Source organism: Aequorivita capsosiphonis DSM 23843, from assembly GCF_000429125.1.
In the GTDB taxonomy this organism is placed as follows: Bacteria; Bacteroidota; Bacteroidia; order Flavobacteriales; family Flavobacteriaceae; genus Aequorivita; species Aequorivita capsosiphonis.
In genome coordinates this window covers 70296-95761 of the sequence record NZ_AUBG01000007.1, presented here as the reverse complement: position 1 = coordinate 95761, position 25466 = coordinate 70296, and the positions used below count along the sequence as shown (strand labels likewise).

Below are 25466 nucleotides of genomic sequence, written 5' to 3'. Positions count from 1 at the left end.
AGACTGGATTTTTTTTTAGAACACTGCTTTAAGGTAAAACTTAACCTTCATAGGGCGACCATTTCTTTTTACTTCCATAGTAATGCGTTTTCCTTCTTCATTTGAGAACATATTAATAAGCTCAAACAATTTATATTGATAACAAGGTATTCCGTTTATTGAAATTACTTCATCATTCTTTTCTAATCCCACCAAGGCTGCCGGCGAATCTTTACGTACATCTACAACCACATATTTTGGAACCAAAGAAAAATTAACTTCGGTGGTTACGGCAACGCGGCTCCATGAAAGGCTTTTATTTTGATTAGTTTTATACGCATTAACCGTTGCTTGCCTTTCCTCCTTTACGAGCTCCACACCCTCATGTTCCAGGGTAAGACCACTCATATTATAATGAAATGGATCATTGAACTTATTGTTCTTCTTAAATCGCACCTTATTGTTTCGATAATCAAAAGTAACAGTAAACCGCTTTAAAAATCCCCCCCCCAAGCTTCCATCACGATCCTCATAATAGCGGGCTTTTATTACCGCGGCAGCTTCAGGAAAAGAGGTATTCACATCGGTTAACTTATATTCTCCCACAAGAAGTTCTGGTATTTTTGCCCGTTTCCCATTTATATTTCCGCTAAGGCCCAAGCCTAAAAAGTCCTGAAAATAATTTTTTGGATTTTCATGAATATAATTGTTCTCATCAAAAAGCCATAGTGCATCACTAGAACCAGAGTCAATCAGTAGCGTTACTTCTTCCCGTTTATTTTCAGATACGGTCTGCAGTGAAACATAGGGCTTGCCTCTTTCAAAATTCATTGGCATCTCTTCACATTTCCTACACGATTTCAAAGGACGCTTATCTGGGTCAGAAATGACTATTACTTCTGAAGAGTATTTCATTTTCACTATAAAATTTTCAAAAAACTCATTTCCCAATATTCCGTGAATAGGAATCCCCATTCTCGGTGAAAAATTAAGCGCACTGTCGAAAATTATATAAAGTGAATGATTTCTATCTATAGCATCTCCCACCTTAACGCTGTTATTCAAACTTCTCAGCGCTTCTATAGAGCCATCAGAACCAAGCCCTTGAAGTTTTACAGGAGAAGTGTTCATCAACTGAAGGCTATCAGCATCTTCTAAACTAAAAAGGATGGTAGATTTTACACCTGTATCCAGAATAAACGACAGAGGCGTACCGTTAACTTCCACCTCAATAATAGGCAAATTGTTCACTAATTGAAACGGGATACGATCTTTCTTTCTATTGTTTTGTAAATAAAAACCTGATTGTCCTATGGATGAAGCAGAAAAGCAAAGAACAAGTAGAAAAATCAGAGCTTTAACCATTTTTTTAAGAATTACAATGAATAGGTTTGAAGGTATAAAAAAAAGCTGAATGTTGCCGCTAGCAGCATGGAATTATAAAATATATTTTGCAACTTTGCCCAAAACAAAACTCATTATGCCTTTAGTTTCAAAGAAAGGGAAAAACATGCCGGAATCACCCATCCGCAAACTAGTCCCGTATGCCGAAAAAGCTTATAAAGCCAACAAAACCGTCTATCATTTAAATATTGGTCAGCCTGATATTAAATCGCCTAAGATTGCGATGGATGCCGTTGCAAATCACCATATTAAAACCCTTGCTTATACCCGTTCTGAGGGCTCGCAGGAATACCGCGAAAAAATTGCTGAATACTACCATAAAAACAACATTCCTGCTGAAGCCGACGATATTGTAGTTACTACTGGTGGAAGCGAGGCACTATTGTTCGCCATGGGAAGTATTGCCGATGTTGATGACGAAATTATAATTCCAGAACCATTTTACGCCAATTATAACGGATTCGCAACTGCTTCCGGAATAAATATTGTTCCCGTTATTTCAAAAATCGAAAACAACTTCGCCTTACCTCCTATTTCAGAATTTGAAAAGCTGATCACTCCAAAAACGAAAGCAATCCTTATCTGTAATCCAGGAAATCCAACTGGATATCTTTATTCAAAAGAAGAGATTCAGGCCTTGGCAAAACTGGTATTGAAACACGATTTATTTTTGGTTGCGGATGAAGTATATCGCGAATTTACCTATGACGGTTCTAAACATTACTCCATTCTAGCAGAAGAAAGTTTGGCCGAAAACGGAATTTTAATTGATTCTGTCTCAAAAAGATATAGCATGTGTGGCGCACGCATTGGCTGTTTGGTTTCACGAAACAAAGAAGTTATTTCCACTGCCCTAAAGTTTGCCCAAGCACGATTGAGTCCACCAACATTCGCACAAATTGCGAGTGAAGCAGCACTGCAAACACCACAAAGGTATTTTGACGAAGTAATAGTAGAATACCAAGACAGAAGAGACACTCTTGTCAATGCTTTAAAGGAAATTCCCGGAGTAAAAGTAGGCGTGCCCAAAGGTGCATTCTACTGTATTGTACAACTTCCTATTAAAAACAGCGACAAATTTGCCCAATGGTTACTAGAAGATTTTGACGACAATGGCGAAACCGTAATGGTGGCTCCAGCTGCCGGCTTCTATTCTAGCCCAGGAGTTGGCTTAAACGAAGTGCGAATTGCCTACGTGATCAAAAAGGAAAGTTTGATTAGAGCTGTTGAAATTTTAAAAATTGCATTAGAGAAATACAAAGACTAATGCGATTTGAAGAATACAAATCGCTTAAAAACCACAACACCTTCGGAATAGATTGCGAGGCACGCTATTTTGTTTCGGTGGAAACGGTTGAGGAGCTAAAAAAAGTGCTTTCAGAAAATCCTTCTGAAGCACTTTTTTTACTTGGTGGCGGCAGCAATATGTTGTTAACAGATAATTTGGATGCACTCGTAATTCACCTCAACCTAAAAGGAATTGAAATAACAAAGACCACTGAAAAGGAAGTCTTTGTAAAAGTTATGGCTGGCGAGACCTGGCATGAGTTTGTTGAATATTGCATTAAAAACGATTTTGGCGGAATTGAAAATCTATCCTTAATCCCTGGAAATGTAGGCACCGCACCCATTCAAAACATTGGAGCCTATGGTGTGGAGCTAAAAGACACTTTTGAAAGCTGCCACACCTTGAAAATTGAAACCTTAGAGGAAAGAGAATTCAACAAAGAAGAATGTCAATTTGGATACCGAAACTCTATCTTCAAAAATGAATTGAAAGGAAAGTATATTATCACAAGTGTAAGCTTTAAACTGACCAAAAAGGATCATAAAAAGAATATCTCTTATGGTGATATTCAAAAGATCTTGAATGATAAAAATATAAAGCATCCAAGTGTCAAAGACATTTCTGAAGCGATTATCGCAATTCGGCAATCAAAACTTCCAGATCCAAAAGTATTGGGCAATAGTGGTAGTTTTTTTAAAAATCCAATAGTAAACTCAGAGCGCTTTCAAGAATTTAGAAAAGAATTTCCTGAAGCTCCTTTTTACGAAATTACCCCCACGGAATTTAAGATTCCTGCGGGCTGGCTCATTGAAAAGGCTGGATTTAAAGGAAAACGTTTTGGCGATGCAGGAGTTCATAAAAACCAAGCCCTCGTTCTAGTTAATTATGGAAATGCCACAGGGCAAGAGATATGGCAACTGGCGATGGACATTCAAAAACAAGTAAAAGAAATGACCGGAATCTTTATTGTACCCGAAGTCAATGTCTTTTAAATGGCAATCTCTTTTCTAAAAAACACCCGATTTCAATCTTTTACCAGCGATAGTTGGGAAGAAAAAGATTCAAATCCATTAGAGTATAATCGGTTTAAGCTTCGTTAAAGTATTTACAATTGAGACTAAAAAAACTTAAATCCTGAGCGCAACTACAAGAAAGATTGTATTTTTGTATTCTAATTCAGAAAGGTGAAATATTGAAATTGGTTTGCCATAATTAACAAGCGCTTTCATAGACATTCCCCCTTCTACTTATACATTACAAATGAAACTTCTACTTATAACATTAGTACTATTATTATTGGGCGTTGCAGGTATTGCTATTAAAATCTGGGCTAAAAAAGACGGTAAATTCGCAGGAACCTGCGCTAGCCAAAGTCCTTTTTTAAATAAAGAAGCGGCTCCTTGTGGTTTCTGTGGAAAATCACCAGATCAATTTGACACTTGTAACGAAGAACCTCATAAAATAGAGACTTCTTCTAAATAATTTTTAGAGGAAAATTCGATTCACATTATAAAATCACAATCATAGATCTGTATGGTGCTACTTTACGTTTTCGGCGCAGTCGCGTTGATTAACTGTGCTTATTATCTTCTCTTTTTAAAATTTACTTCTTTAAAAACTTCATATAAACATAAGTCGGAGAAATACCCAATATCGCTTATAGTTTGTGCTAAGAATGAAGCTGAAAATCTTCGAAACCATATTCCCCTCTGGCAAGCCCAGAATTATCCAAACTATGATATTATCTTAATAAACGATGCCTCAGTTGACGATACATTGGAGGTAATGGAATCTTTTGCCGCAGATGACGCGCGTATTCAAATAGTAAATGTAAAAAATAACGAAGCTTTTTGGGCAAATAAAAAATATGCCCTCACCTTGGGCATCAAGCGATCAAAAAACACTCGATTCGTCTTTACAGATGCAGATTGTTATCCGGCCTCAAAAGATTGGTTGGGAATGATGGCTTCTAATTTTTCGGAGGAAAAACAATTGATTTTAGGCTATGGCGCTTACGAAAGACATCCTGGATTTTTAAATAAAATAATTCGTTTTGAAACCTTGATGACCGCTATGCAGTATTTTTCCTACGCCCACGCTGGAAATCCATATATGGGCGTGGGCAGAAACCTCGCCTACACCAGCACGCTTTATTATGACACCAAAGGGTTTATGAGCCACATCAAAATCCCTTCAGGTGACGATGATCTCTTTGTAAACGAGGCTGCAACCGCAAAAAACGTAGCTCTTTGTATTGAGCCCGAAGCTTTCACATATTCCCTTCCTAAAAGAAAAAGAAAGCAATGGCTACTTCAGAAAAAAAGACATTATTCAACCGCCAAGCTCTATAAACCGAAGCATCGCTTTTTATTAGGTACTTATTATCTTTTCAATTTACTTTTTTGGCTTTTGCTACCGATTATTCTTTTCAAGGATCAATGGCAATTCGGACTTGGAGTCATCTTTTTAAGGCTTCTTTTCCAGTATATAGTTATCGGAAAATCTGCCCAAAAACTCAAGGAGCAAGATTTGATTCCGTTAATTCCTTTGTATGAATTGCTTTTACTATTCACTCAATTAAGTATCTTTATTTCCAATAGCGGCGAAAAAAACTCGCGATGGAAATAACTTCAGAAGAAATTACAAGTCAAATAGAAAAAGCAAAGAACGGAAAGCAAGGCGCCTTCAAGTTTCTGATGGATCATTTCTGGAATGAAGTTTATGGTTTTCAGCTTAAAAGAGTTCGAAATGAACATGAAGCTGAAGATATTACAATCGAAACTTTTGCAAAAGCTTTTGATAAAATTGAAACTTTTAATGAAAGTTATAATTTTTCAACTTGGCTTATCACTATTTCTAAAAATATTCAGATAGACAGAACACGCAAGAAAAACGCTTCCATTTATTCAAACACTACCGACACTTCCAATGAACAGGTTCAAAAAATTGTGGACCATTCTCCTACTCCTGAAGATAGATTGATCAGGGAACAGAATTTGGCGGAGCTTTTACGCTACATAAAGCTGTTGAAACCGCATTACCAAGATGTAATAAACCTTCGTTATTTCCATGAAATGAGCTACAATGAAATAGCCGAATCTTTAGAAGAGCCCTTGAATAATGTGAAAGTGAGGTTACTACGTGCCCGCAAACTTTTGGCCGAAATTATTTCACAAAAACAATAAACATATTTCAAAAATTTGAAGTTTCAGCTTTAGGAATCAGGAGGCTTTTTTTCGTACTTTTGTTCATACTATGAGTAAAGAAACCTTAGAACTTCAAAGACCTACCCCAAAACCAAAATGGATCCGGGTTAAGCTTCCCACAGGAAAAAAATATACAGAATTACGCGGGTTGGTTGACAAATACAAACTCAACACGATCTGCACCTCTGGTAGCTGCCCAAATATGGGGGAATGTTGGGGCGAAGGGACTGCCACTTTTATGATTTTAGGAAATATCTGCACCCGTTCCTGCGGATTTTGCGGCGTAAAAACCGGTAGACCCGAAACGGTAGATTGGGACGAACCTGAAAAAGTAGCACGCTCTATTAAAATCATGAGTATAAAACACGCCGTTATAACTTCAGTAGACAGGGATGATTTAAAGGATATGGGATCCATTATTTGGGCAGAAACCGTAAAAGCCATCCGAAGAATGAATCCTGAAATTACACTGGAAACATTAATTCCCGATTTTCAGGGAAACACCCGAAACATCGATCGCATTATTGCTGTAAAACCAGAGGTGGTAAGCCACAATATGGAAACGGTAAAAAGGTTAACGCGTGAAGTTCGTATTCAAGCGAAATATGAAAGAAGTCTCGAAGTCTTAAATTATTTAAAACAATCGGGAATGCCTCGTACCAAAAGCGGCATTATGCTCGGGTTGGGCGAAACAGAAGAAGAAGTTATACAGACCATGCACGACTTAAAAAATATTGGTTTGGATATTTTAACCATTGGACAATATCTGCAACCTTCAAAAAAACATTTGCCAGTAAAGGAGTTTATAACTCCGGAGCAATTTAAAAAATACGAAGCAATAGGGCTCGATTTAGGGTTTCGTCACGTGGAAAGTGGCGCTTTGGTGCGTTCTTCATACAAAGCACAAAAGCATCTTACTTAATTGATACTAGTTGGTGATGAAAAAAAAGATAAGCGTTGGCATTAATGGTTTTGGTCGTATAGGTCGAAATCTTTTCAGGCTATTACTAGAAAACCCGAATGTGGTAGTTGTTGCAATAAATGATTTAGCCGATGCAAAAACGCTGAGCCATCTTTTAAAGTACGACAGTATCCACGGGGTTTTACACAAAGACATTTCTTATTCCACAGATCAAATTACAGTTGCAGGCGAAAAAGTAAGATTCACTTCAGAAAAAAATATCGAAGATATCCGTTGGGGAGATGTAGATATAGTAGTGGAAAGTACTGGAAAGTTTAAGACAAAAGCGGCACTTGAAAACCACATAAAAAATGGTGCAAAAAAGGTTATTTTGTCAGTTCCGCCAATAGATGATGAAATAAAAACCATAGTTCTAGGCGTAAACGATTCCATTTTATCAGCTAAAGACACTATAATTTCCAATGCCTCCTGCACCACGAATAATGCAGCGCCCATGCTAAAAATAGTTAAGGAGCTCTGTGGCATAGAGCAGGCTTACATTACCACCATACACTCATACACGACAGACCAAAGCTTGCACGATCAACCGCATCGCGATTTACGTCGTGCACGTGCTGCCGGACAATCAATTGTTCCCACCACGACTGGAGCTGCAAAAGCACTAACAAAAATTTTTCCAGAGCTGGCAGATGTTATTGGTGGTTGTGGGATTCGCGTTCCGGTTCCAAATGGCTCTTTGACCGACATCACTTTAAATGTAAAAAAAGAGGTTTCCATAGAACAGGTGAATGCAGCATTTAAAAAGGCCGCAGAAACATCTTTAAAAGGAATCCTTGAATACACTGAGGACCCTATCGTTTCCATAGATATAATTGGCAATCCACATTCGTGTGTTTTTGATGCCGAAATGACTTCCGTAATCGGAAAAATGGTCAAAATCATTGGATGGTATGACAATGAAATTGGATACTCCTCCAGAATTATTGATTTAATTGAAAGATTGCAGACGAAATAGCTATATTTAGTGTTACCTTAAATCAACCGATGCTATTACTGTTTTCGAAATACAAGTTTTTTGGACTTCTTCTTTTTTGTGCTTTGTTTTCGACGCCTTCTTTTGGTTATCAAATAAAGGACACCATTTTAACCATAAAGCAATTGCAGTATAATGCCGCAAAAGCGATTGAAAAAGATGACTTTCTAGAAGCGGTCAAAAGTTTAAACGATGCACACAAGCTTACAATGCTTCCCAAGTATAAGAGCTATAATCCAGATGTTGAACTTAGTATAGCCAACCTTTATTATAACCTAGAATACTTTGAGAAAGCCGCTGAGCAAGCAAAAGCGGCAGTTAATAATGCCGAAATTTTTAAGAATAGCCTCAAACTAGCCGACGCATACAATCTATATGGAATCATACTTATTTCAACAGGTAAATATGCAGATGCTGAGTTATATTTCGATAGAGCAGACTACATTTATAAAGATTTGAATGACGAAAATAATAGGACAAACGTCAACTATGGGAGAGGTTTGTTGGCACTTAGATTGGGAAAGTATAAAATCTCAGTGGAAAATTTAACAGCTGCCGCAAAAGATTTCAAGGAACAGCAATTAGTTTATCATGAAGCCCTTACCTATACCAACCTTGCGGATGCATTTTCACTTATTAATTCAGAAATCTATCCAAATCCAATTCTTGAAGCTAGGAGAATTTCAGCATTAGCCAAAGAAATAGCAGAAGCCAATGGATTTCCCAAACTTGTAATTGAAAATAATCGTATCAACTCCCAAATTTTTATCGCCGAAAAAAAAGACTCATTGGCTGAAAGAGAATTGAAGTTTTATTTGAAAAAAAAGGATTCTTTAAGGCAAACACATTTAGTTGCTATTGAAAAAGGAATTCAAGCGGAATCATCCATTGGAGATTTACAACAAACCATTGCGAGCCAAAAAGACGATATCTCCAAAAAAGAAAAATCCCTGTTCTTCGGTAAGCTTACAGGTTGGCTGAGTATTGCATTAATATTGATACTCTCTTTATTGACACTTTCATTATATAAAAACAACAATTTAAGAGCAAAGGCGAACCTGTTATTACAAGATAAAAACACCGAGCTGCAAGCAGCAAAGGAAAAAGCCGAAAAGGCGTCTCAAGCCAAAGCACAGTTCCTTTCAACTATAACCCATGAACTTAGAACTCCGATGTATACTGTAACTGGGCTCACCCATTTGCTCTTGGAAGAGGACCCAAAACCAGAGCAAAAAGAGCATTTAAATTCCCTTAAATTTTCTGGCGAATATCTTTTGTCGCTTATCAACAATATTTTAGATCTCAATAAATTAGAAGCCAATAAGGTTGAAATAGAAAAAATACCGTTTCACCTCAAGAAAAGAATAGACAGTGTGGTAGTTGCACTTCGAAAATCTGCTGAATATAAAAATAATAATCTTCATTTCGAATACGATTCTAACTTGCCAGAACAAGTAGTCGGCGATTCTCTGAAATTATCGCAGATCCTTATAAATTTATTGAGCAACTCCATAAAATTCACGGAAAATGGAGATATCTGGCTTCGTGTAAAAACTACTGAAGAATCAGACGAGAATGTGGTTATACATTTTGAAATTGAGGATACGGGAGATGGTATTTCCAAGAAAAAACAAAATACCGTATTCGATTCCTTTTCACAAGGTTCACTTCAAATAAATAGAAAACATGGCGGTACTGGTCTCGGCCTCTCCATCGTTAAAAATCTCTTGGAATTAATGGGAAGCAAAATTAATTTGGAAAGTAAACTGGGCAAAGGCTCCAAGTTTTGGTTTGACATAAGTTATTCTATTTTCAAAACGGACATCAAAGCTACTGATGTTAAAGAAGTTCAAGTAATACTTGACGACGATATTCTTGAAAACAAAGCGATTCTAATTGTAGAAGACAATAAAATCAACCAGCTGATTACCAAAAAAATCCTGGAGAAGAAAAAAATGCGATGCGCGGTAGCAGATAATGGCTTGGAGGCAATAAAAAGAGTTAAAGAAGATGAATTTGACGTTGTACTTATGGACATCCACATGCCCGGAATAAGCGGAATTGAAGCAACAAAAAAAATCAGGGAATTCAATAAAAGCATCCCAATAATTGCTTTAACCGCCATTACAATTGAGGATAACCTTGAAGAATTCTATACTGCAGGCTTTAATGAATTTATTCCAAAACCTTTTAAAGCCGAAGATTTCTTCGAAAAAATAAACACCGTCCTTCGCAATAATGATTTTTTGATGCAATAATCATCATTTTAACTTAGCCTCAGTAACTACCTCATTTTTAAAAAGGGATTCTGCTCCGTTTAAAATGACTGTTTTTATAGGGAGAAAATAGATTTCCGTTTTATTTGTCAATGCCTGCAATCGCATATAATCTTTTTCGGTGGTAAGAATCAGTTTATGCTCTCCTAATTGCTCCATTTCAGAAGCTGAAAAATTATGATGGTCTGGAAAAGATTTAGTTTCAAAATGCAATCCTTCTTGCTCCAAAAAATGGATCAGCGGCTTCGGGTTTGCGATTCCTGTTACTAAAAGAAATTTTTTGCTCCTTAAATATTCTAATGGCTTTACTTCAGTTTCGTTCATAATTTGAGAACTGTAACCTATTTTTGAAAAATAAACTTCTTGATAAGATTGCGGTTTAAGCTTTCTCTTTATCGCCTCCATTTTTGAATTATCTATATTTTCTGGACATTTGGTAACGACAATAATTTGCGCTCGATTTGCACCAAATTTTGGTTCCCTAAGATTTCCTGTAGGCAACATACAATCATTGCTATAAAGTTTATCAAAAGAGGTGAGCAAGATATTCAATGAGGCTTTTACTTTTCTGTGCTGGAAAGCATCATCAAGCAAAATGACCTCAGCTGTTTTTTGAAGCTTTTCAATACCAGTTTGCCTATCCTCACATACAGCAACAGTTATTTCGGGAAATTTCGTCTTAAACTGAAGTGGCTCATCTCCTACTTCCTCCACAGAACTTTTCAGCAAAACCGCTCTATATCCGGTTGTTTTTCGTTTATAACCACGACTCAGCACAGCGATTTTATAATCGTCTTTTAAGAATGAAATCAATAATTCAATCATTGGCGATTTCCCCGTGCCGCCTGTAGAAAGATTACCTACACAAATTACAGGTAAGGTATAGGCTTTACTTTTCAGCAAACCTTTATTGTATAACCAATTGCGAAGCGCCGTTATGCCGCCATACAACAGAGAAAAAGGAAAGAGTAATTTGCGCAACAAATTCATTTGACGAAAGTACTAATTCCAAATAAATTTGCGATTACTTTAAAATAATTTTAGAAAGCTCTTATGATTTTGCAATCTGTTATCTTTACAAAAAATGTACAAAATGAAGGTAAAAGATGTAATTGCGCTATTGGAAGAACTGTCGCCTCTCTCCTATTCCGAAGGTTTTGACAACACCGGTTTGTTGGTGGGAGATGAAAACACAAAAGTCTCTGGGATTCTAGTAACCTTAGATACTTTGGAGCAGGTTGTTGATGAGGCTATTGAAAACAACTGCAACCTCATTGTTAGTTTTCACCCAATTATCTTCTCTGGATTGAAAAAAATCACAGGAAAAACCTATGTGGAGCGTGTGGTTCAAAAAGCGATAAAACACGACATAGCTATATTTTCCAACCATACTGCGCTGGACAATTCCTGGAATGGCGTAAATGCAATGATTTGTAAAAAACTAGGGCTTAAAAATCGTAGTATCTTAATTCCGCAGGATGCAACCATTAAAAAGCTCATCACTTTTGTCCCGACCAAGGATGCCGAAAAAGTTAGAAACGCGCTATTTGCCGTTGGCGGCGGAAGTATTGGAAATTATGAAAACTGTAGTTTCAATATAGAAGGAAGCGGCAGTTTTAAAGGAAATGAAGATTCGAGCCCAGTAATCGGCAAGAAAGGAGATTTACATTTTGAAAGAGAAACTCAAATTGGGATTACCTTTTCAAAACATCTACAATCAAAAATTCTAAAGGCACTGTTCCAATCGCATCCATATGAAGAAGTAGCCTACGAAATTACCACCCTAGAAAACCAAAACCAACATATTGGAATAGGAATGATTGGTGAATTTGATAAAGCGATGCCAGAACTTGAATTTCTGGAATTTATCAAAAGAACCATGAAAACGGATTGCGTACGTCATTCTTCCTTACTCAAAAAGAAAATAAAGAAGGTTGCGGTACTTGGTGGAAGCGGAAGTTTTGCCATAGAAACTGCAAAAAATGCCGACGCCGACGCTTTTATATCGGCAGATTTTAAATATCACGACTTCTTTAAGGCCGAAAACACTATACTTTTAGCGGATATTGGTCACTATGAAAGTGAACAGTTCACAAAAGACCTTATTCATTCTTTCCTTAAGAAAAAAATCACTAATTTTGCAATCCTTTTATCACAAACAAATACCAATCCTATTAGCTATTTATAATTTATGGCAACAAAAACCGAAGTTACTGTTGAAGAGAAGTTAAGAGCACTTTACGACTTACAACTTATTGATTCCAGAATTGATGAAATTAGAAACGTTCGCGGGGAGCTTCCTCTAGAAGTAGAAGATCTTGCAGATGAAGTAGCTGGAATGAACACTCGCTTAGAGAAACTTAATGCGGATCTTGAAGTAATTGAAGATCAGATCAAGGAAAAAAAGAATAATATAGAAGAGTCCAAAACACTCATTAAAAAATATTCTACCCAACAAGATAACGTTCGCAACAACCGCGAGTACAACTCTTTGAGCAAGGAAGTAGAGTTTCAAGAACTTGAAATTCAACTTGCAGATAAGAATATTAAGGAGTTCCGTGCCCAGATAGAGCAGAAAACCCAAGTTATTGAAGAGACGAAGGGTCGTTTTGACGAACGCACAGAACACCTGAATCACAAACAAAACGAGCTTGACGAGATTCTAAAAGAAACGGAAAAAGAAGAGCAGACTCTTATTAAAGAATCTGAGAGTTTCCAAGATAAAATAGAGCCTAGACTTATCAAAGCTTACACGAGAATTAGAACCAATGTGAAAAATGGTTTGGCCGTAGTTCCTGTAGAACGTGGCGCATCTGGAGGTTCTTTCTTTACCATTCCACCACAAGTACAAATGGAAATTGCTGGTAGAAAAAAAATTATCACTGATGAGCATAGTGGTCGTATCTTAGTAGACGCAGATTTAGCGAACGAAGAACGCGAAAAAATGGAAGCCATGTTTTCCAAACTATAATACATTTACATAAAACTATAACAAAGCCTTCACATTTAGTGAGGGCTTTTTTTGTAATTTAAATGAAAGGTTTTTAGTTTAATACAGACCAATTTTTTAAAAAGAAACAAATGAAGAAAATATCGATTTTAGTATTTAGTCTTTTTCTAATCTCCCTTCAAGGTGCTTGTAAACCTTCCAACGAAAGAAATAAGGAAGCCGAAGCAATAGCCCAAAAAGAACAAACTCCAGTACAGACCGAAACGCAAGACGGCTTGAAAAAAGCCTATTTTGCAAGTGGATGTTTTTGGTGTTTGGAAGCAATTTATGAAAGCGTAAAAGGAGTAGATGAAGCTGTTTCTGGTTACAGCGGCGGGAAATCGCAAAATCCAACCTATAAAAACCACGGAGATAACGCGGAAGCCTTGGAAGTTATTTATGATCCCAAAGTAATAAGTTTTGAGCAATTGGTTGATGTTTACTTCGGCTCACAAAACGTCACTCAAGTAAACGGACAAGGCCCAGACCGAGGACAATCCTACCGATCTATAATTTTCTATCAAAACGATTCTGAAAAGAAAATAATCGATGCTAAAGTAGCTGCATTAAACAAACAGCTAGGTGGAGATAAGGTTGCCGCACAGGTTATGCCATTTCAAAAATTCTGGAAAGCGGAAGCATATCACCAAAATTATGAAAAGAACCACCCGGAAAATCCATACATTCAAAACGTATCCATTCCAAGAATAAAAATGTTTAAAGCAAAATTTCCAGAGCTTTTAAAGGAAAATTTAGAGCATTAAAAAAATAGATTTTCAAACCTAAACTGACAGAGTTACTATTCTTCACAAAAAGAAATGAAGACTAGAAATCTGTCGGTTTTTTTTATTCGCCTTTACCTCAAACAGCAAAGGGTAGATTTTGCTAGGAAGCTCAAACATCCCTTCGTCATTTTTTACTAATCCCGGAAAAATATCATAAGGCGAAGCATCGCGCTCCTTTAGATATTCAATTTGAAGTCCTGCCTCGGAAAGTGACGAAATTACTTCACCCAAACTATGGTTCCAGCCGTATTCCTTACTCATCATTTTAGAATTGGCATCGGCATAAGTTCCTTCATATTCTTCATAAATAGCTTCTTTTTGCTGATAGCCATATTTCATAATGGGTGGTGACACGGTATAATCAAACATCCAAGCTATAGGATGAAACTCAACGATATAAAAGAAGCCGCCTGGTTTTAATCTTTCTGAAATCATTTTTGCCCAAGGTTTTAATTCCGGCAACCAACCGATGGTGCCATAACTGCTAAAAACAATATCAAATTTTTCTGAAACAAATTTAGAAGTATCCAAGACATTACAGCAAACAAAATTTGCATCGAGGTTTAATTCCGAATTTAATTGTTTTGCAAGTTTGATTCCTTCTTCAGAAATATCAACGCCAGTACATTTAGCTCCCATTCTGGCAAAGCTCAAGCTATCTTGCCCAAAATGACACTGTAAATGCAAAATATTTTTGCCAGAGACATCTCCCAAAGCTTTCAGTTCGTAATTATTCAATGAAGATTTACCCTTTTTGAAATTTGCTGAGTCATAAAATTCACTTTGCGCATGAAGTGTAACCTTGGTATTCCAAGTCTTCCTGTTGGTCTCAAATTTTTCGGAATGTTTGATAGCTTGGTATTTTTAAAAATAAAGGGTTAACTGATAAAGCATTAATCTTAACGTTTTTCAAATTTATTTATACCTTTCGTTAAACAAGGGTTAAAAAAATTGAAACTAGAAAAGTTTTATTGTAGTTTTAGCCAACTAATCTTAAAACCTAATTATAATGGGCGCCATCATTTGGCTAATAGTGGTTCTTTTAATTATAGGATGGTTAGTGGGCTACTTCGGTTTCGGTGAAGCCGTTGGAAGTCTGATTCACATTTTACTAGTATTGGCAATCATTGGTATTTTATACCGATTGGCAACAGGCCGCCGACCTTAATCAATTACGAAAAATAATTATTAACCTTAAAACAACAACTAATTATGAAAAAAGTATTTTTAATTTTATTCGCAGCAGGACTTATGACAACTGGTTTTACCAGTTGCCGTGAAAAGAAATCAACAGGAGACAAAATAGAGGATGTCGCGGACGATATAGGTGACGATATTGATGATGCATTAAATTAATCTATATGCATTAATAAAAACTAACCCTTTCATTTATTGAGAGGGTTTTTTGTTTTTATCTTCTGCCACAATCGAATTCCATTCCGGATGCTTGCTGATGTATTTTTTTGTATAAGAACAAACAGGGATTATCTTTAATCCTCGAAGCTCAATTTCAAGAAGGACCTTCTCTGTCATTTCACTTGCTACACCCTGTCCCGCAAGAGCTTTATCAACTTCGGTATGGTTTAAGGATAAAACCCCCGGCTGAACCGAGTATTCTATAAAAGCCTCATGTCCATCGACTTTCGTTTCAAACCTGTTTTTCTCTTTATTGTCAGTTACATTCATAGCGTACTATTTTTTAATTCAAGATGCTTTAAAAATACAAAAAATATGAAAGCCAAAACTATTTCTTACTTTTACTATAAAAATAAACCTTATGAAAATCAAGATCTTCACCATTTTAGTCATCTTTGCAATCGTTGGATGTAACAACACGCAAAAATCTTCAGAAAACACAGCTTCCGAAATCAACAATGAACCTTCAGATTCCATTGAAAACATGGATACTGCACACAAAATTGCAAACGCCAGCGGCTTTGAAAACTGGAAAGACGTAAGCGAAATTTCCTTTACATTTAATGTGGATCGCGACGGCAATCACTTTTATCGTTCTTGGGTTTGGAATCCAAAAACTGGAGATGTGCAAATGAATTCAGAAAAAGGTCAACTAAGCTACAATCGCTCCAAGCTGGATAGCCTAGCGATGAAAACCGATGCTTCATTTATAAATGATAAGTACTGGCTATTGGCTCCATTTCAAATAGCGTGGGACAAAGGCACTTCTTTTACCGAAAAAGAAAATGTTGAAGCTCCAATTTCGAAAGATGCTTTAAATAGGCTTACTGTTGTTTACGGTAATGCCGGCGGTTATACTCCAGGGGATGCATACGATTTATTTTATGATAAAAACTATAAAATAAAAGAGTGGAACTACAGAAAAGACAATGCTCCAGAACCAACGATGACCACCACTTGGGAAGATTATAAAAACTTCGGTGGAATCGATATTGCGACCATGCACACAGGCGCGACGGGTAACTTTAAGTTGTATTTCACCGATATTTCTGTGAAAAAATAAATAGAACCTTCTTAGGAAAACATATGTTGAAAAACATAGAACAAACGCTATCTATTGAAAGGATTAAAGACAATTTAACCGAATATAAATTCCTATTTTTGTGAAAAGCTAAAAAATCAACCTATCTAAATGTTTCAAAATACCTTAGAATACGCAAAACAACAAGATACCAAAGATCCATTGTCATCTTTTAGAAATAAATTCCATATCCCTAAAAATGCTTCCGGCGAGGAACTTGTTTATCTCTGTGGAAACTCCTTAGGATTACAACCCAAAATAACTTCAGAATATATTCAAGAAGAATTGACCGATTGGGCAAATTTAGGTGTTGAAGGTCATACCGAAGCCAAGCATCCTTGGCTACCATATCACGAATTTTTAGCCGAAAACATGGCGAAAATCCTAGGTGCAAAACCTTCGGAAGTTGTTGTCATGAATACTTTGACAACAAATCTCCATTTGATGATGGTTTCTTTTTATCAACCCACAAAAACCAAGTATAAAATTGTGGTTGAAAGCGATGCTTTTCCAAGCGATAAATACGCGATGGAAAGTCAATTAAAATTCCATAACGTTGATCCTAAAGATGGTTTAATTCTTTGGAAACCTAGAGAAGGCGAAGAACTTTGCCGTTTTGAGGATTTGGAAGAGATAATGAAAAATCACGGTAACGAGATCGCTCTGTTGATGATTGGAAGTACTAATTATTATACTGGACAATTCTTTCCCTTGAAAAAAATCACAGAACTCGGCCATAAATACAATTGTATGGTTGGTTTCGATTTGGCACATGGGGCTGGAAATATTCAACCAAACCTCCACGAGACAGGAGCCGATTTTGCCGTTTGGTGTACGTATAAATATTTAAATAGCGGCCCCGGAAGTCTAGGCGGATGTTTTGTACACGAACGTCACGCTAACAATAAAGAACTTAATCGTTTTGCGGGTTGGTGGGGTCATAATAAAAAAACGCGCTTCAATATGAGGAAAGATTTTGACGCGCTGCCCGGAGCTGAAGGCTGGCAACTTAGTAATCCTCCAATTCTATCTATGGCTGCAATTAGAGCTTCCTTAGATACTTTTGCCGAAGCAGGTTTTGAAAATCTTCGGAACAAATCTGAAAAGCTTACCGGTTATTTAGAGTTCTTACTAGACGAGATGAAAAACGATGCTATTAATGTAATCACTCCACGAAATCCCAAAGAACGCGGCTGTCAGCTTTCCATTCAAGTGAAAAATGCCGATAAAAAATTACATACTAAATTAACCGAAGCTGGAGTGATAAGCGATTGGCGCGAACCAGATGTTATCAGGATAGCCCCTACTCCACTTTATAATAATTTTGAAGACGTTTTTAAGTTTTCGGAAAGACTAAAAGAAGTATTGAAAAGTTGACTTGAGACTGATTGACATAGGACCTAAGACTAATTAATAGCAGAATTTGTCCTACCTCTAATGTCCAAAGAAATGAATTTTGAAGACGTTTTTAAGTTTTCAAAAAAAAATCAAAAGAAGTATTGAAAAATTGACTTAAGACTGATTGACATACGACGTAAGACTAATTAATAGGGTAATTTGTCCTACGTCTTAAGTCTTATCGTCTTATGTCAAAAGATATTTAATATGAAGAAAAACCAAAACATACTTATCATCGGCGCCGGTCTTTGCGGCAGCCTACTTGCACTACGTTTAGCCCAACACGGCTTCAACATAACCTTAGTTGAAAAAAGACCGGATCTACGAAAAACAACACAGGATGCTGGACGTTCTATAAATCTCGCTCTGAGTGATCGCGGTTTACGTGGTTTGCGTTTGGCTGGAGTTGAAGAAGCGGCGAAAGAACTTTTAATCCCGATGACAGGACGAATGATTCACGAGAAATCAGGGAAAACATTTTTAAGTCCGTATAGCGGTAACGAAGATAAATTCATCAATTCGGTTTCACGTCCGGGGCTTAATATGCTTTTATTAAATGAAGCAGAAAAAATGCCGAACCTGAAGATAATTTTCAACCAGGCTTGTACTGATGTTGATTATGAAACACCTGCTGCAAGCTTTGAAGATTTTGAAACAGGTGAAAAAAGCACATATTCAGCCGATGTTATTTTCGGAACTGACGGCGCAGGATCGGTAGTTAGGACGAGTATGATAAATGATAAAGAATTTCTTCTTAATATTTCGCAGCAATGGCTTGGTCATGGCTATAAAGAACTTGAAATTCCTGCAGCCGAAAACAACGGCTACAGAACCTATAAAAATGCCCTTCATATTTGGCCGCGTGGAGAAGATATGCTTATCGCACTACCAAATTTAGACGGTAGTTTTACCGTGACGCTTTTTCTTCCCTATAAAAACAGCGACTATTGTTTTGAGAACCTCACTACTTCTGAAAAAGTACAAGAGTATTTTCAAAATGAATTTCCTGATGTATTGGAATTGATTCCGAATTTAACCGAAATATTTTTCAACAATCCCGTTGGTTCTATGGGCACCGTGAAATGTGACCCTTGGCACCGTTTCGGAAAAATATTATTGATGGGAGATGCTGCTCACGCCATGGTTCCTTTTTATGGCCAAGGGATGAATGCAAGTTTTGAAGATGTTGCTGTTTTTGATGAAGTTTTAAGTGAACACAAAGAGGATTTAAGCTCCGGAAAAGTTTCGTGGGAAACCATTTTTGACGAATATGAGAAAGTCCGTAAAAAAGATGCAGATGCCATTGGCGAGTTAGCCGTGGATAATTTTGATGAAATGAAAGCCCATACTGGAATGGAATTATTTCAGAAGAAAAGAAAACTCGAAACTGCATTCGAAACAGAATTCCCCGGAGAATACAACAGCAAATATTCTTTGGTTACCTTTAATGAATCAATTCCTTATTCTGAAGCAAAGAAACTGGGAAGAGCACAAGACAAGGCCATTTTAGGATTGTTGCACGATGGAAAATTACCAGAATCCATGCCCTTAAAAGAAAAATTACAAACCGTAAATAAAGAAACAGAAGCCATTCTCAATAAAAATGAAATGGCAGATTATTTAAAATAAAAATAGTTTTATCATGGAGAATAAAAGCAAGTTAGTTGAAGGAAAAGCTACTCCGCGTGGTGCGTACCCGCACGTAAAGCGAGTAGGCGACTTCATATTCATTAGCGGCACTAGTTCACGTTTGCCCGACAATACTATTGCAGGCGTAAATAAAATTGACGAAATGGGCACCATGCATTTCGATATTAAAGAACAAACGCGTGCCGTACTTGAAAACATAAAAGATTACCTAGCTACTGAAGGCGCTACAATGGCAGATGTTGTTGACGTTACCAGCTTTTTGGTAAATATGAACGACTTTGGCGGTTATAACCAAGTCTATTCAGAATATTTCAATAAAGAAACCGGCCCAGCGCGCACCACGGTTGCCGTACACCAATTGCCGCATCCACAGTTGATAGTTGAAATTAAGGCGATGGCTTATAAGCCAGTTAAAAAGTAGCAGTTACAGTTTGCAGTTAAAATGAGACCTAACAGGTTTTAAAAACCTGTTAGGTCTGAAATACAATCTAATTTGAAAATCCTAAACTACATAAACGGCGAATACGTTGAACCTGTTTCAAAAAAATGGTTGGATAATTACAATCCTTCTAATGGCGAAGTGTATTCCCAAATAGCAGATTCAAATAAACAGGATATTGAAAATGCATATCAAGCGGCAAAAGAAGCTTTTCCAAAATGGAGCAATACAACTATAGATGAGCGCAGCAGAATTCTGCTAAAGATTGCAGATTTAATCGAAGAGAAACTGGTTGATCTAGCCCAAGCCGAAGCTAAGGACAACGGGAAGCCACTGAGTCTGGCATTGGCTGTTGACATTCCGAGAGCATCATCAAACTTTCGGTTTTTCGGAAATTCAATCACCCAGTTTTCAAGTGAAGCTCACGAAAGTGTAGGTTTAAACACAATGAATTTTACATTACGTCAACCTCTTGGCGTTGTGGGTTGTATTTCGCCATGGAATTTACCACTATACCTTTTCACTTGGAAAATTGCTCCAGCGATTGCAGCTGGAAATACGGTAGTTGCAAAACCTAGTGAAGTAACACCTATGACCGCTTTTCTTTTAGGTGAAATATGCACCGAAGCAGGTCTGCCAAAAGGTGTTTTAAATATTGTTCACGGTACGGGACCTTCCGCAGGCGAAGCTATTGTGACGCATAAAAACATCAAAGCGATTTCCTTTACTGGCGGAACCAAAACCGGGGAACATATTGCACGAACCGCCGCGCCAATGTTCAAAAAACTATCCTTGGAACTGGGCGGAAAAAACCCAAACCTCATCTTTGCCGATTGCGATTATGAACAAATGCTAGAAGTTACGGTTCGTTCTTCTTTTGCGAACCAAGGTCAGATCTGCCTTTGCGGAAGTAGAATATTTGTTGAAAAGCCTATTTACGAAAAGTTTAAAAAAGACTTTATTGAAAAAGTCAAACAGCTAAAAGTGGGAAATCCTTTTGATGCCGATACCAACGTTGGTGCTTTGGTTTCAAAACCACATTTAGAAAAAGTAGAATCATATATTAAAATCGCCGAGGAAGAAGGCGGAAAAATCCTTTTTGGTGGAAAACGGGTTACTGTAAAAGATTATGAAAACGGTTATTATCTGGAACCTACAATCATTGAGGTTTATGACGATCAATGTCGCGTAAATCAAGAAGAGATTTTTGGTCCCGTAGTAACGCTAATGCCTTTTGAAACCGAAGAAGAAGTCTTAAAAATGGCTAATTCGGTTAAATATGGCTTATCTTCCACCTTATGGACTTCAGATTTAAACCGCACAATGCGAATTTCCAAAGAAATTGAAGCAGGAATAGTCTGGGTAAACACTTGGCTAAACCGCGATTTACGAACTCCTTTTGGAGGTATGAAAGACAGCGGCGTTGGCCGTGAAGGAGGCTTTGAAGCACTTCGGTTTTTTACCGAAACGAAGAATGTGTGCATTAAATACAAAGCCCCCTAACCCCAAAGGGGGAATTGAAATTGATACTGAAATTGATCCCGATAGTTATCGGGAGAAATCGAAATCCAAAATATAAACTGTTTAGTGAGTACTGAATACTGAATACTGAATACTGAAAAATATGAATTTAGACTTAACAAATAAAAATGCATTAGTCTGTGGAAGTACTGCAGGCATAGGAAAGGCAACCGCAATTCAATTGGCGAAACTTGGAGCTACCGTTACCTTGGTGGCTCGCGACCAAGCGAAACTGCAGGAGACCTTAATAGAACTTCCCCACGATAAAGGACAAAAACACAACTATTTTGTTGCCGATTTCACCGATCCACAGCAATTAAAGAAGAAAGTAGAGGTCGCAGTTTCCAGCAAAATTTTTCACATTTTGGTGAATAATACAGGAGGTCCAAAAGGAGGCCCCATTTTTTCTGCATCAACAGACGAATTTGAGAAAGCATTTTCAATGCACCTGATTTGCAACCAGATTTTAGCGCAGGCCGTTGTTCCAGGAATGAAAGAAGCTGACTACGGAAGAATTATAAATATCATTTCCACCTCCGTAAAACAACCAATCGATAATTTGGGCGTGAGCAATACCATTCGAGGGGCAGTTGCAAGTTGGAGTAAGACTATGGCAAATGAGCTGGGGCAATACGGGATAACCGTTAATAATGTTTTACCTGGGTTTACCGCCACTGATAGATTGGAAGGCATTGTTAGCAACGCCGCAAAAAGAAGGGATTCAACCGAAAAGGAAGCTAGTGATTTTATGAAAAACCTAGTACCTGCAAAACGATTTGCACAACCTGGCGAAATTGCCAATGCAGTTGCATTTTTAGCGAGTGAAGCTGCAAGTTATATCAATGGAGTAAACCTGCCAGTTGATGGAGGTCGCACCAAAAGTTTATAACTTTAGCTTTGAAAAAATTATTAATTAAATGAGACCCCTGCCTTCGCAGGGGATTGATATGAAACGAAAACTTCGCATTAACGGTCATTCCCATCTTCTTCCCTATCCTGAGGAAATCCCTCAGTTTATGAAGGATAAGGAAATTTTTTGGGTAGATAAAGACCGCAAATTCATGCTTCAAAAAGATTGGAGCCGCCCAGTTACAGACTCCAGTTTTTTCTTGAATGAAAAACTGGAATGGATGGAACGTTTCAAAATTGATCACGCGGTTGTTCTCAATCTTTCCCAATTATATGGAAATGGACTTCGTGTAGAAGAAATGAAAAAGGCACTTCGTTTTCAAAATGATTTTAACGCAAAGGTACAACACGAAAATCCTTCTAAATTCACTTGTGGGTTTGTAGTACATCCGGGATTTGTAACCGGCGCTTTGTGGGAAATTGAACGTTGCGTGGAGGAATTAGGCCTTCAATTACTGTGTTTACCAACGCACTATATGGACACTATAGGCACGTGGCGTTGTATTTTTGACGAAGAAAATGAACCTATTTTTGAATTGGCTTCAAAATACAATCTGGCAGTTGAAGTACACCCTTACGATGGAGAAAAGTTCATCAAACTAGAAAATACAGCTTGGCGATTTCATTTAATCTGGATGTTGGCGCAGTGCGCTGATGCTTATCACTTTTTAACACTAAATGGGTATCCAGACAAATATCCAAATATGCGAACCTGCTTCGCCCACGGAGGGCAATTGGCTCAAATAAATCTTGGTAGAAGAATTCAAGGCTTTGATGGTCGTCCTGATCTCTTTGAAGGTAAATCCCATCCACGGAAATCGGTAGGGCATAAAAATATTTTCTTTGATACCTTGGTTCACGATACCGGTTCGTTAGAATTAGTTGTAAAAAATCAAGGCGCAAAGCAAGTATTGGTAGGCCTTGACGATCCATACCCACTGGGAGAAATGGAAAGTGCAGTACAATCCTCTTATCCAGGAAAAATATTAGATTTGGCTGTGGAACGAAGTATCATTACCAAAGAACAATCTGACGCTATGTGGGAGGATAACGTGATAAAATGGCTCTGCGGAGATGATGATGTAGCCAAGGAAAAACTAGTAAACAGAATTCTCGGCCAAAAGATAAATTAAACCCTTTAATTCAGTTAAAATGGATCTTCTTTCTGAAGAAATAAACAATTACGTAAAAAAACACTCACAAGCAGAGCCTGAATTATTGCAGAAACTGAATCGAGAAACTTGGCAAAAAGTACTCGTTCCAAGAATGTTGAGCGGACATCTACAAGGAAGGATTTTAAGTATGATCTCAAAATTAATCCATCCGAAAAACATCTTGGAAATTGGAACTTATACTGGGTATTCCGCTTTGTGTTTAGCTGAAGGAATGCAGAATGACGGCGAATTACACACCATCGATATCAATGAGGAATTGTATGATTTTCAAAGGAAATATTTTGATGAATCAGATTTCGGAAAACAAATTTTCCAGCATTTGGGGAATGCTATGGATATAGTTCCAGAAATTGATACCGTCTTCGATTTAGTTTTTATTGATGCCGATAAGTTTAACTATCCCAATTATCTTGAAATGATTCTCCCAAAGCTAAAAACGGGTTCTGTAATTTTAAGTGATAATGTTCTTTGGAGTGGGAAAGTAGTTGAAAAAGTTAGGCGTGATGATATGGATACCCGTGCCCTTCTTCAATATAATGAGATGCTAAATAACCATCCTCAATTGGAAACTGTCTTACTACCTATTCGAGATGGATTGACGATTTCAAGATTTAAATAGACTTTTACTCGCTAAGGTTTTGTAGCAAAAAATCACAAAAATCCATGCAAAACTAGTTCCTACCAATGCCCCAACAAAAATGTCACTGGGATAATGTACTCCTATAAAAATCCTGCTCATCACGAAAATAAGTGGCCAGAGATAAATTAGATAGATCCATTTTGAAAATTTTCGTAACATCAAAACTATGAAAGTGGCAATGGAAAAACTTGAAGACGCATGCCCAGAAAAGAAACTGTAATTGGAGGGTTTTTGAAGAATACGGATTAATTCACCTAAGACCTCAACATTATTTGGCCGAAGACGCGCAACATAATCCTTGACCATATCAGTAAAAAGCATTGTAACCACAACGGTGAGCAATAAAAAGAAGGCAACTACTATTCCTTTTTTAAAACGATAAGAATAAAGAATAAAATAAATAATGGAATCCAATTCTTGGGTTGGGTAGCAAAGAGCCAAAACCTATCGAAACTTTCTATTCCCAAACCGTTTAAAAAAACAAAAAGTTCCCTGTCCCAGTTTTTTAGGGTTTCAAGCATCTAGAACTTTCTCTTGATAGGACCAGTTACCTCATCAACGTCATCTTTTACCTGGTCTATGTGTTTTCGGACATCTTTGGTAATATCGATATCGATTCCTTGTTTTTCGGCACCTTTAGTAATCTCAGATTTAATGTCGTTGGTCGCATTCTTTACCTGCCGAATAGTCTTTCCCAGACCACGTGCTATTTCTGGTACTTTGTCGGCACCAAAAACAAGAAGAATGATGAAAAGAACAAAGCCTATTTCAGCACCGCTAATAAAAAGAAAAATTGCCTGTGAAATCATAGTACAAATATACTAACCAGTTATGAGTTATGAGTGATGAGTGATGAGTTTTTCTGCAAAGGAATCTTAATAAAATTATAATTAACACAATAGCTATATGTAGCGTTTATAAATCTTTCATTAATCTTAACAGAAAAACCTATGTAGGAACTTCTACAATCGAATATTTTGAACTATTCCTTAAATTCGTTGAAAACTATTATATTCTCAAATTCAACTTTTGAAAGATGTTTGATTTTATTTTCCCAATCAAGTGGAGTCCAATATTTTGGATATTTTAAGGTTATTTCATTCCCAATTAGGCTTTCCCTTAATTCATTTAACTCAATTCCTGCCTGCAATCCTCTATTTATATAAAAAGTACGCTCATTATTTTTCAATTTAAAAACAATGTCGCTTCCTCCTCCATCATAAACTGCAGTTACTACCCCTCGCTCCGTAACCGCATCGGCTTCATGCACAATAGGAACTGGTCTTAAAACTATGACCGTAGCTATCAAAAAAATAAAACATAAGGCAATTACGAATTTTTTCATAGTGTTTATT

General features: G+C 37.1%; 28 protein-coding genes. 21 read left to right on the top strand and 7 right to left on the bottom strand.

The genetic code is table 11. The features are described 5' to 3' along the window. Nucleotides 1-15: 15 nt before the first annotated feature. Nucleotides 16-1344: a retropepsin-like aspartic protease gene (locus G440_RS0106675; RefSeq protein WP_051285197.1), complete on the bottom strand. Its 1329-nt coding sequence runs from the start codon at nucleotides 1342-1344 to the stop codon at nucleotides 16-18. A 115-nt stretch (nucleotides 1345-1459) separates the two neighbouring features. Between G440_RS0106675 and G440_RS0106670 the strand changes: the two genes are divergently transcribed. The 8 genes from G440_RS0106670 (at nucleotide 1460) to G440_RS19590 (ending at nucleotide 10090) form a co-directional block, all read left to right on the top strand. Further along, a complete protein-coding gene (locus tag G440_RS0106670; RefSeq protein WP_026450594.1) occupies nucleotides 1460-2650 on the top strand; it encodes a pyridoxal phosphate-dependent aminotransferase in 1191 nt (396 codons plus the stop codon). Then, on the top strand, nucleotides 2650-3663 hold the full coding sequence (gene murB, locus G440_RS0106665; protein WP_026450593.1) for a UDP-N-acetylmuramate dehydrogenase: 1014 nt from the start codon (nucleotides 2650-2652) through the stop codon (nucleotides 3661-3663). Before G440_RS0106670 ends, murB begins: the two co-directional genes overlap by 1 nt. Before the next feature lie 268 nt (nucleotides 3664-3931). Beyond that, a complete protein-coding gene (locus G440_RS0106650; RefSeq protein ID WP_026450592.1) occupies nucleotides 3932-4153 on the top strand; it encodes a hypothetical protein in 222 nt (73 codons plus the stop codon). 51 nt (nucleotides 4154-4204) lie between these two features. Then, complete coding sequence (locus G440_RS0106645; protein ID WP_034259132.1) at nucleotides 4205-5299, top strand: glycosyltransferase; 1095 nt, start codon at nucleotides 4205-4207, stop codon at nucleotides 5297-5299. Further along, a complete protein-coding gene (locus G440_RS0106640; RefSeq protein ID WP_026450590.1) occupies nucleotides 5290-5856 on the top strand; it encodes an RNA polymerase sigma factor in 567 nt (188 codons plus the stop codon). Before G440_RS0106645 ends, G440_RS0106640 begins: the two co-directional genes overlap by 10 nt. 70 nt (nucleotides 5857-5926) lie before the next feature. Continuing rightward, entirely contained in the window at nucleotides 5927-6799 is an 873-nt protein-coding gene (gene lipA, locus G440_RS0106635) for a lipoyl synthase (RefSeq protein ID WP_026450589.1), read from the top strand. A 16-nt stretch (nucleotides 6800-6815) separates the two neighbouring features. Further along, the gene (gene gap / locus G440_RS0106630) at nucleotides 6816-7814 is read left to right on the top strand and encodes a type I glyceraldehyde-3-phosphate dehydrogenase (RefSeq protein WP_026450588.1); all 999 of its coding nucleotides are present in this window, start codon (nucleotides 6816-6818) and stop codon (nucleotides 7812-7814) included. 29 nt (nucleotides 7815-7843) lie between these two features. After that, a complete protein-coding gene (locus G440_RS19590) occupies nucleotides 7844-10090 on the top strand; it encodes a response regulator (protein WP_034259130.1) in 2247 nt (748 codons plus the stop codon). Between the two features lie 3 nt (nucleotides 10091-10093). Here G440_RS19590 and lpxK read toward each other — a convergent pair whose 3' ends face one another. Continuing rightward, nucleotides 10094-11098 carry a tetraacyldisaccharide 4'-kinase gene (lpxK, locus tag G440_RS0106620; RefSeq protein WP_026450587.1) on the bottom strand — a complete coding sequence of 335 codons (1005 nt, stop codon included), beginning with the start codon at nucleotides 11096-11098 and terminating at the stop codon, nucleotides 10094-10096. Nucleotides 11099-11201: 103 nt separating this feature from the next. On the opposite strand from lpxK, the gene G440_RS0106615 reads away from it, so the two are divergent. The 3 genes from G440_RS0106615 to msrA all read left to right on the top strand — a co-directional run bounded on the left by G440_RS0106615 (nucleotide 11202) and on the right by msrA (nucleotide 13861). Further along, the gene (locus G440_RS0106615; RefSeq protein WP_026450586.1) at nucleotides 11202-12296 is read left to right on the top strand and encodes a Nif3-like dinuclear metal center hexameric protein; all 1095 of its coding nucleotides are present in this window, start codon (nucleotides 11202-11204) and stop codon (nucleotides 12294-12296) included. 3 nt (nucleotides 12297-12299) lie between these two features. Beyond that, on the top strand, nucleotides 12300-13079 hold the full coding sequence (locus G440_RS0106610) for a zinc ribbon domain-containing protein (RefSeq protein WP_026450585.1): 780 nt from the start codon (nucleotides 12300-12302) through the stop codon (nucleotides 13077-13079). Nucleotides 13080-13189: 110 nt separating this feature from the next. Further along, nucleotides 13190-13861 (top strand): peptide-methionine (S)-S-oxide reductase MsrA, encoded by a 672-nt coding sequence (gene msrA / locus G440_RS0106605; protein ID WP_026450584.1) that lies wholly within the window; start codon nucleotides 13190-13192, stop codon nucleotides 13859-13861. A gap of 42 nt (nucleotides 13862-13903) precedes the next feature. Here msrA and G440_RS19585 read toward each other — a convergent pair whose 3' ends face one another. Beyond that, complete coding sequence (locus tag G440_RS19585; protein WP_034259127.1) at nucleotides 13904-14734, bottom strand: class I SAM-dependent methyltransferase; 831 nt, start codon at nucleotides 14732-14734, stop codon at nucleotides 13904-13906. Nucleotides 14735-14891: 157 nt separating this feature from the next. Here G440_RS19585 and G440_RS21195 point away from each other — a divergent pair, with 157 nt between their 5' ends. Both G440_RS21195 and G440_RS21325 read left to right on the top strand, forming a co-directional pair. After that, entirely contained in the window at nucleotides 14892-15050 is a 159-nt protein-coding gene (locus tag G440_RS21195; protein ID WP_026450583.1) for a lmo0937 family membrane protein, read from the top strand. A 44-nt stretch (nucleotides 15051-15094) separates the two neighbouring features. After that, on the top strand, nucleotides 15095-15238 hold the full coding sequence (locus G440_RS21325) for a hypothetical protein (protein ID WP_169718945.1): 144 nt from the start codon (nucleotides 15095-15097) through the stop codon (nucleotides 15236-15238). Between the two features lie 33 nt (nucleotides 15239-15271). Here the strand turns inward: G440_RS21325 and G440_RS0106585 are convergent, their stop codons facing one another. Beyond that, nucleotides 15272-15568, bottom strand: coding sequence for a GNAT family N-acetyltransferase (locus G440_RS0106585; protein ID WP_026450582.1), 297 nt, complete (start codon nucleotides 15566-15568; stop codon nucleotides 15272-15274). A 91-nt stretch (nucleotides 15569-15659) separates the two neighbouring features. Here G440_RS0106585 and G440_RS0106580 point away from each other — a divergent pair, with 91 nt between their 5' ends. The 8 genes from G440_RS0106580 to G440_RS0106545 all read left to right on the top strand — a co-directional run bounded on the left by G440_RS0106580 (nucleotide 15660) and on the right by G440_RS0106545 (nucleotide 24090). Continuing rightward, the gene (locus tag G440_RS0106580; RefSeq protein WP_026450581.1) at nucleotides 15660-16361 is read left to right on the top strand and encodes a hypothetical protein; all 702 of its coding nucleotides are present in this window, start codon (nucleotides 15660-15662) and stop codon (nucleotides 16359-16361) included. A 129-nt stretch (nucleotides 16362-16490) separates the two neighbouring features. Further along, on the top strand, nucleotides 16491-17756 hold the full coding sequence (kynU, locus tag G440_RS0106575; RefSeq protein ID WP_026450580.1) for a kynureninase: 1266 nt from the start codon (nucleotides 16491-16493) through the stop codon (nucleotides 17754-17756). Nucleotides 17757-17957: 201 nt separating this feature from the next. Further along, the gene (locus tag G440_RS0106570; protein ID WP_281170756.1) at nucleotides 17958-19406 is read left to right on the top strand and encodes an FAD-dependent oxidoreductase; all 1449 of its coding nucleotides are present in this window, start codon (nucleotides 17958-17960) and stop codon (nucleotides 19404-19406) included. 13 nt (nucleotides 19407-19419) lie between these two features. Beyond that, the gene (locus G440_RS0106565; protein WP_026450578.1) at nucleotides 19420-19848 is read left to right on the top strand and encodes a RidA family protein; all 429 of its coding nucleotides are present in this window, start codon (nucleotides 19420-19422) and stop codon (nucleotides 19846-19848) included. A gap of 72 nt (nucleotides 19849-19920) precedes the next feature. Beyond that, nucleotides 19921-21369 carry an aldehyde dehydrogenase gene (locus tag G440_RS0106560; protein ID WP_026450577.1) on the top strand — a complete coding sequence of 483 codons (1449 nt, stop codon included), beginning with the start codon at nucleotides 19921-19923 and terminating at the stop codon, nucleotides 21367-21369. A 121-nt stretch (nucleotides 21370-21490) separates the two neighbouring features. Then, complete coding sequence (locus G440_RS0106555) at nucleotides 21491-22276, top strand: SDR family oxidoreductase (RefSeq protein ID WP_026450576.1); 786 nt, start codon at nucleotides 21491-21493, stop codon at nucleotides 22274-22276. A 58-nt stretch (nucleotides 22277-22334) separates the two neighbouring features. After that, nucleotides 22335-23429 (top strand): amidohydrolase family protein, encoded by a 1095-nt coding sequence (locus tag G440_RS0106550; protein WP_026450575.1) that lies wholly within the window; start codon nucleotides 22335-22337, stop codon nucleotides 23427-23429. 19 nt (nucleotides 23430-23448) lie between these two features. Next, nucleotides 23449-24090, top strand: a complete 642-nt coding sequence (locus G440_RS0106545; RefSeq protein WP_026450574.1) for an O-methyltransferase — start codon at nucleotides 23449-23451, stop codon at nucleotides 24088-24090. Here G440_RS0106545 and G440_RS19580 read toward each other — a convergent pair. The 3 genes from G440_RS19580 to G440_RS0106530 all read right to left on the bottom strand — a co-directional run bounded on the left by G440_RS19580 (nucleotide 24076) and on the right by G440_RS0106530 (nucleotide 25456). Continuing rightward, on the bottom strand, nucleotides 24076-24525 hold the full coding sequence (locus tag G440_RS19580) for a phosphatase PAP2 family protein (protein ID WP_245574836.1): 450 nt from the start codon (nucleotides 24523-24525) through the stop codon (nucleotides 24076-24078). The genes G440_RS0106545 and G440_RS19580 overlap by 15 nt on opposite strands. Nucleotides 24526-24632: 107 nt before the next feature. Continuing rightward, complete coding sequence (locus G440_RS0106535; protein ID WP_026450573.1) at nucleotides 24633-24920, bottom strand: twin-arginine translocase TatA/TatE family subunit; 288 nt, start codon at nucleotides 24918-24920, stop codon at nucleotides 24633-24635. A gap of 173 nt (nucleotides 24921-25093) precedes the next feature. Then, nucleotides 25094-25456 (bottom strand): hypothetical protein, encoded by a 363-nt coding sequence (locus G440_RS0106530; protein WP_026450572.1) that lies wholly within the window; start codon nucleotides 25454-25456, stop codon nucleotides 25094-25096. Nucleotides 25457-25466 lie beyond the last annotated feature (10 nt).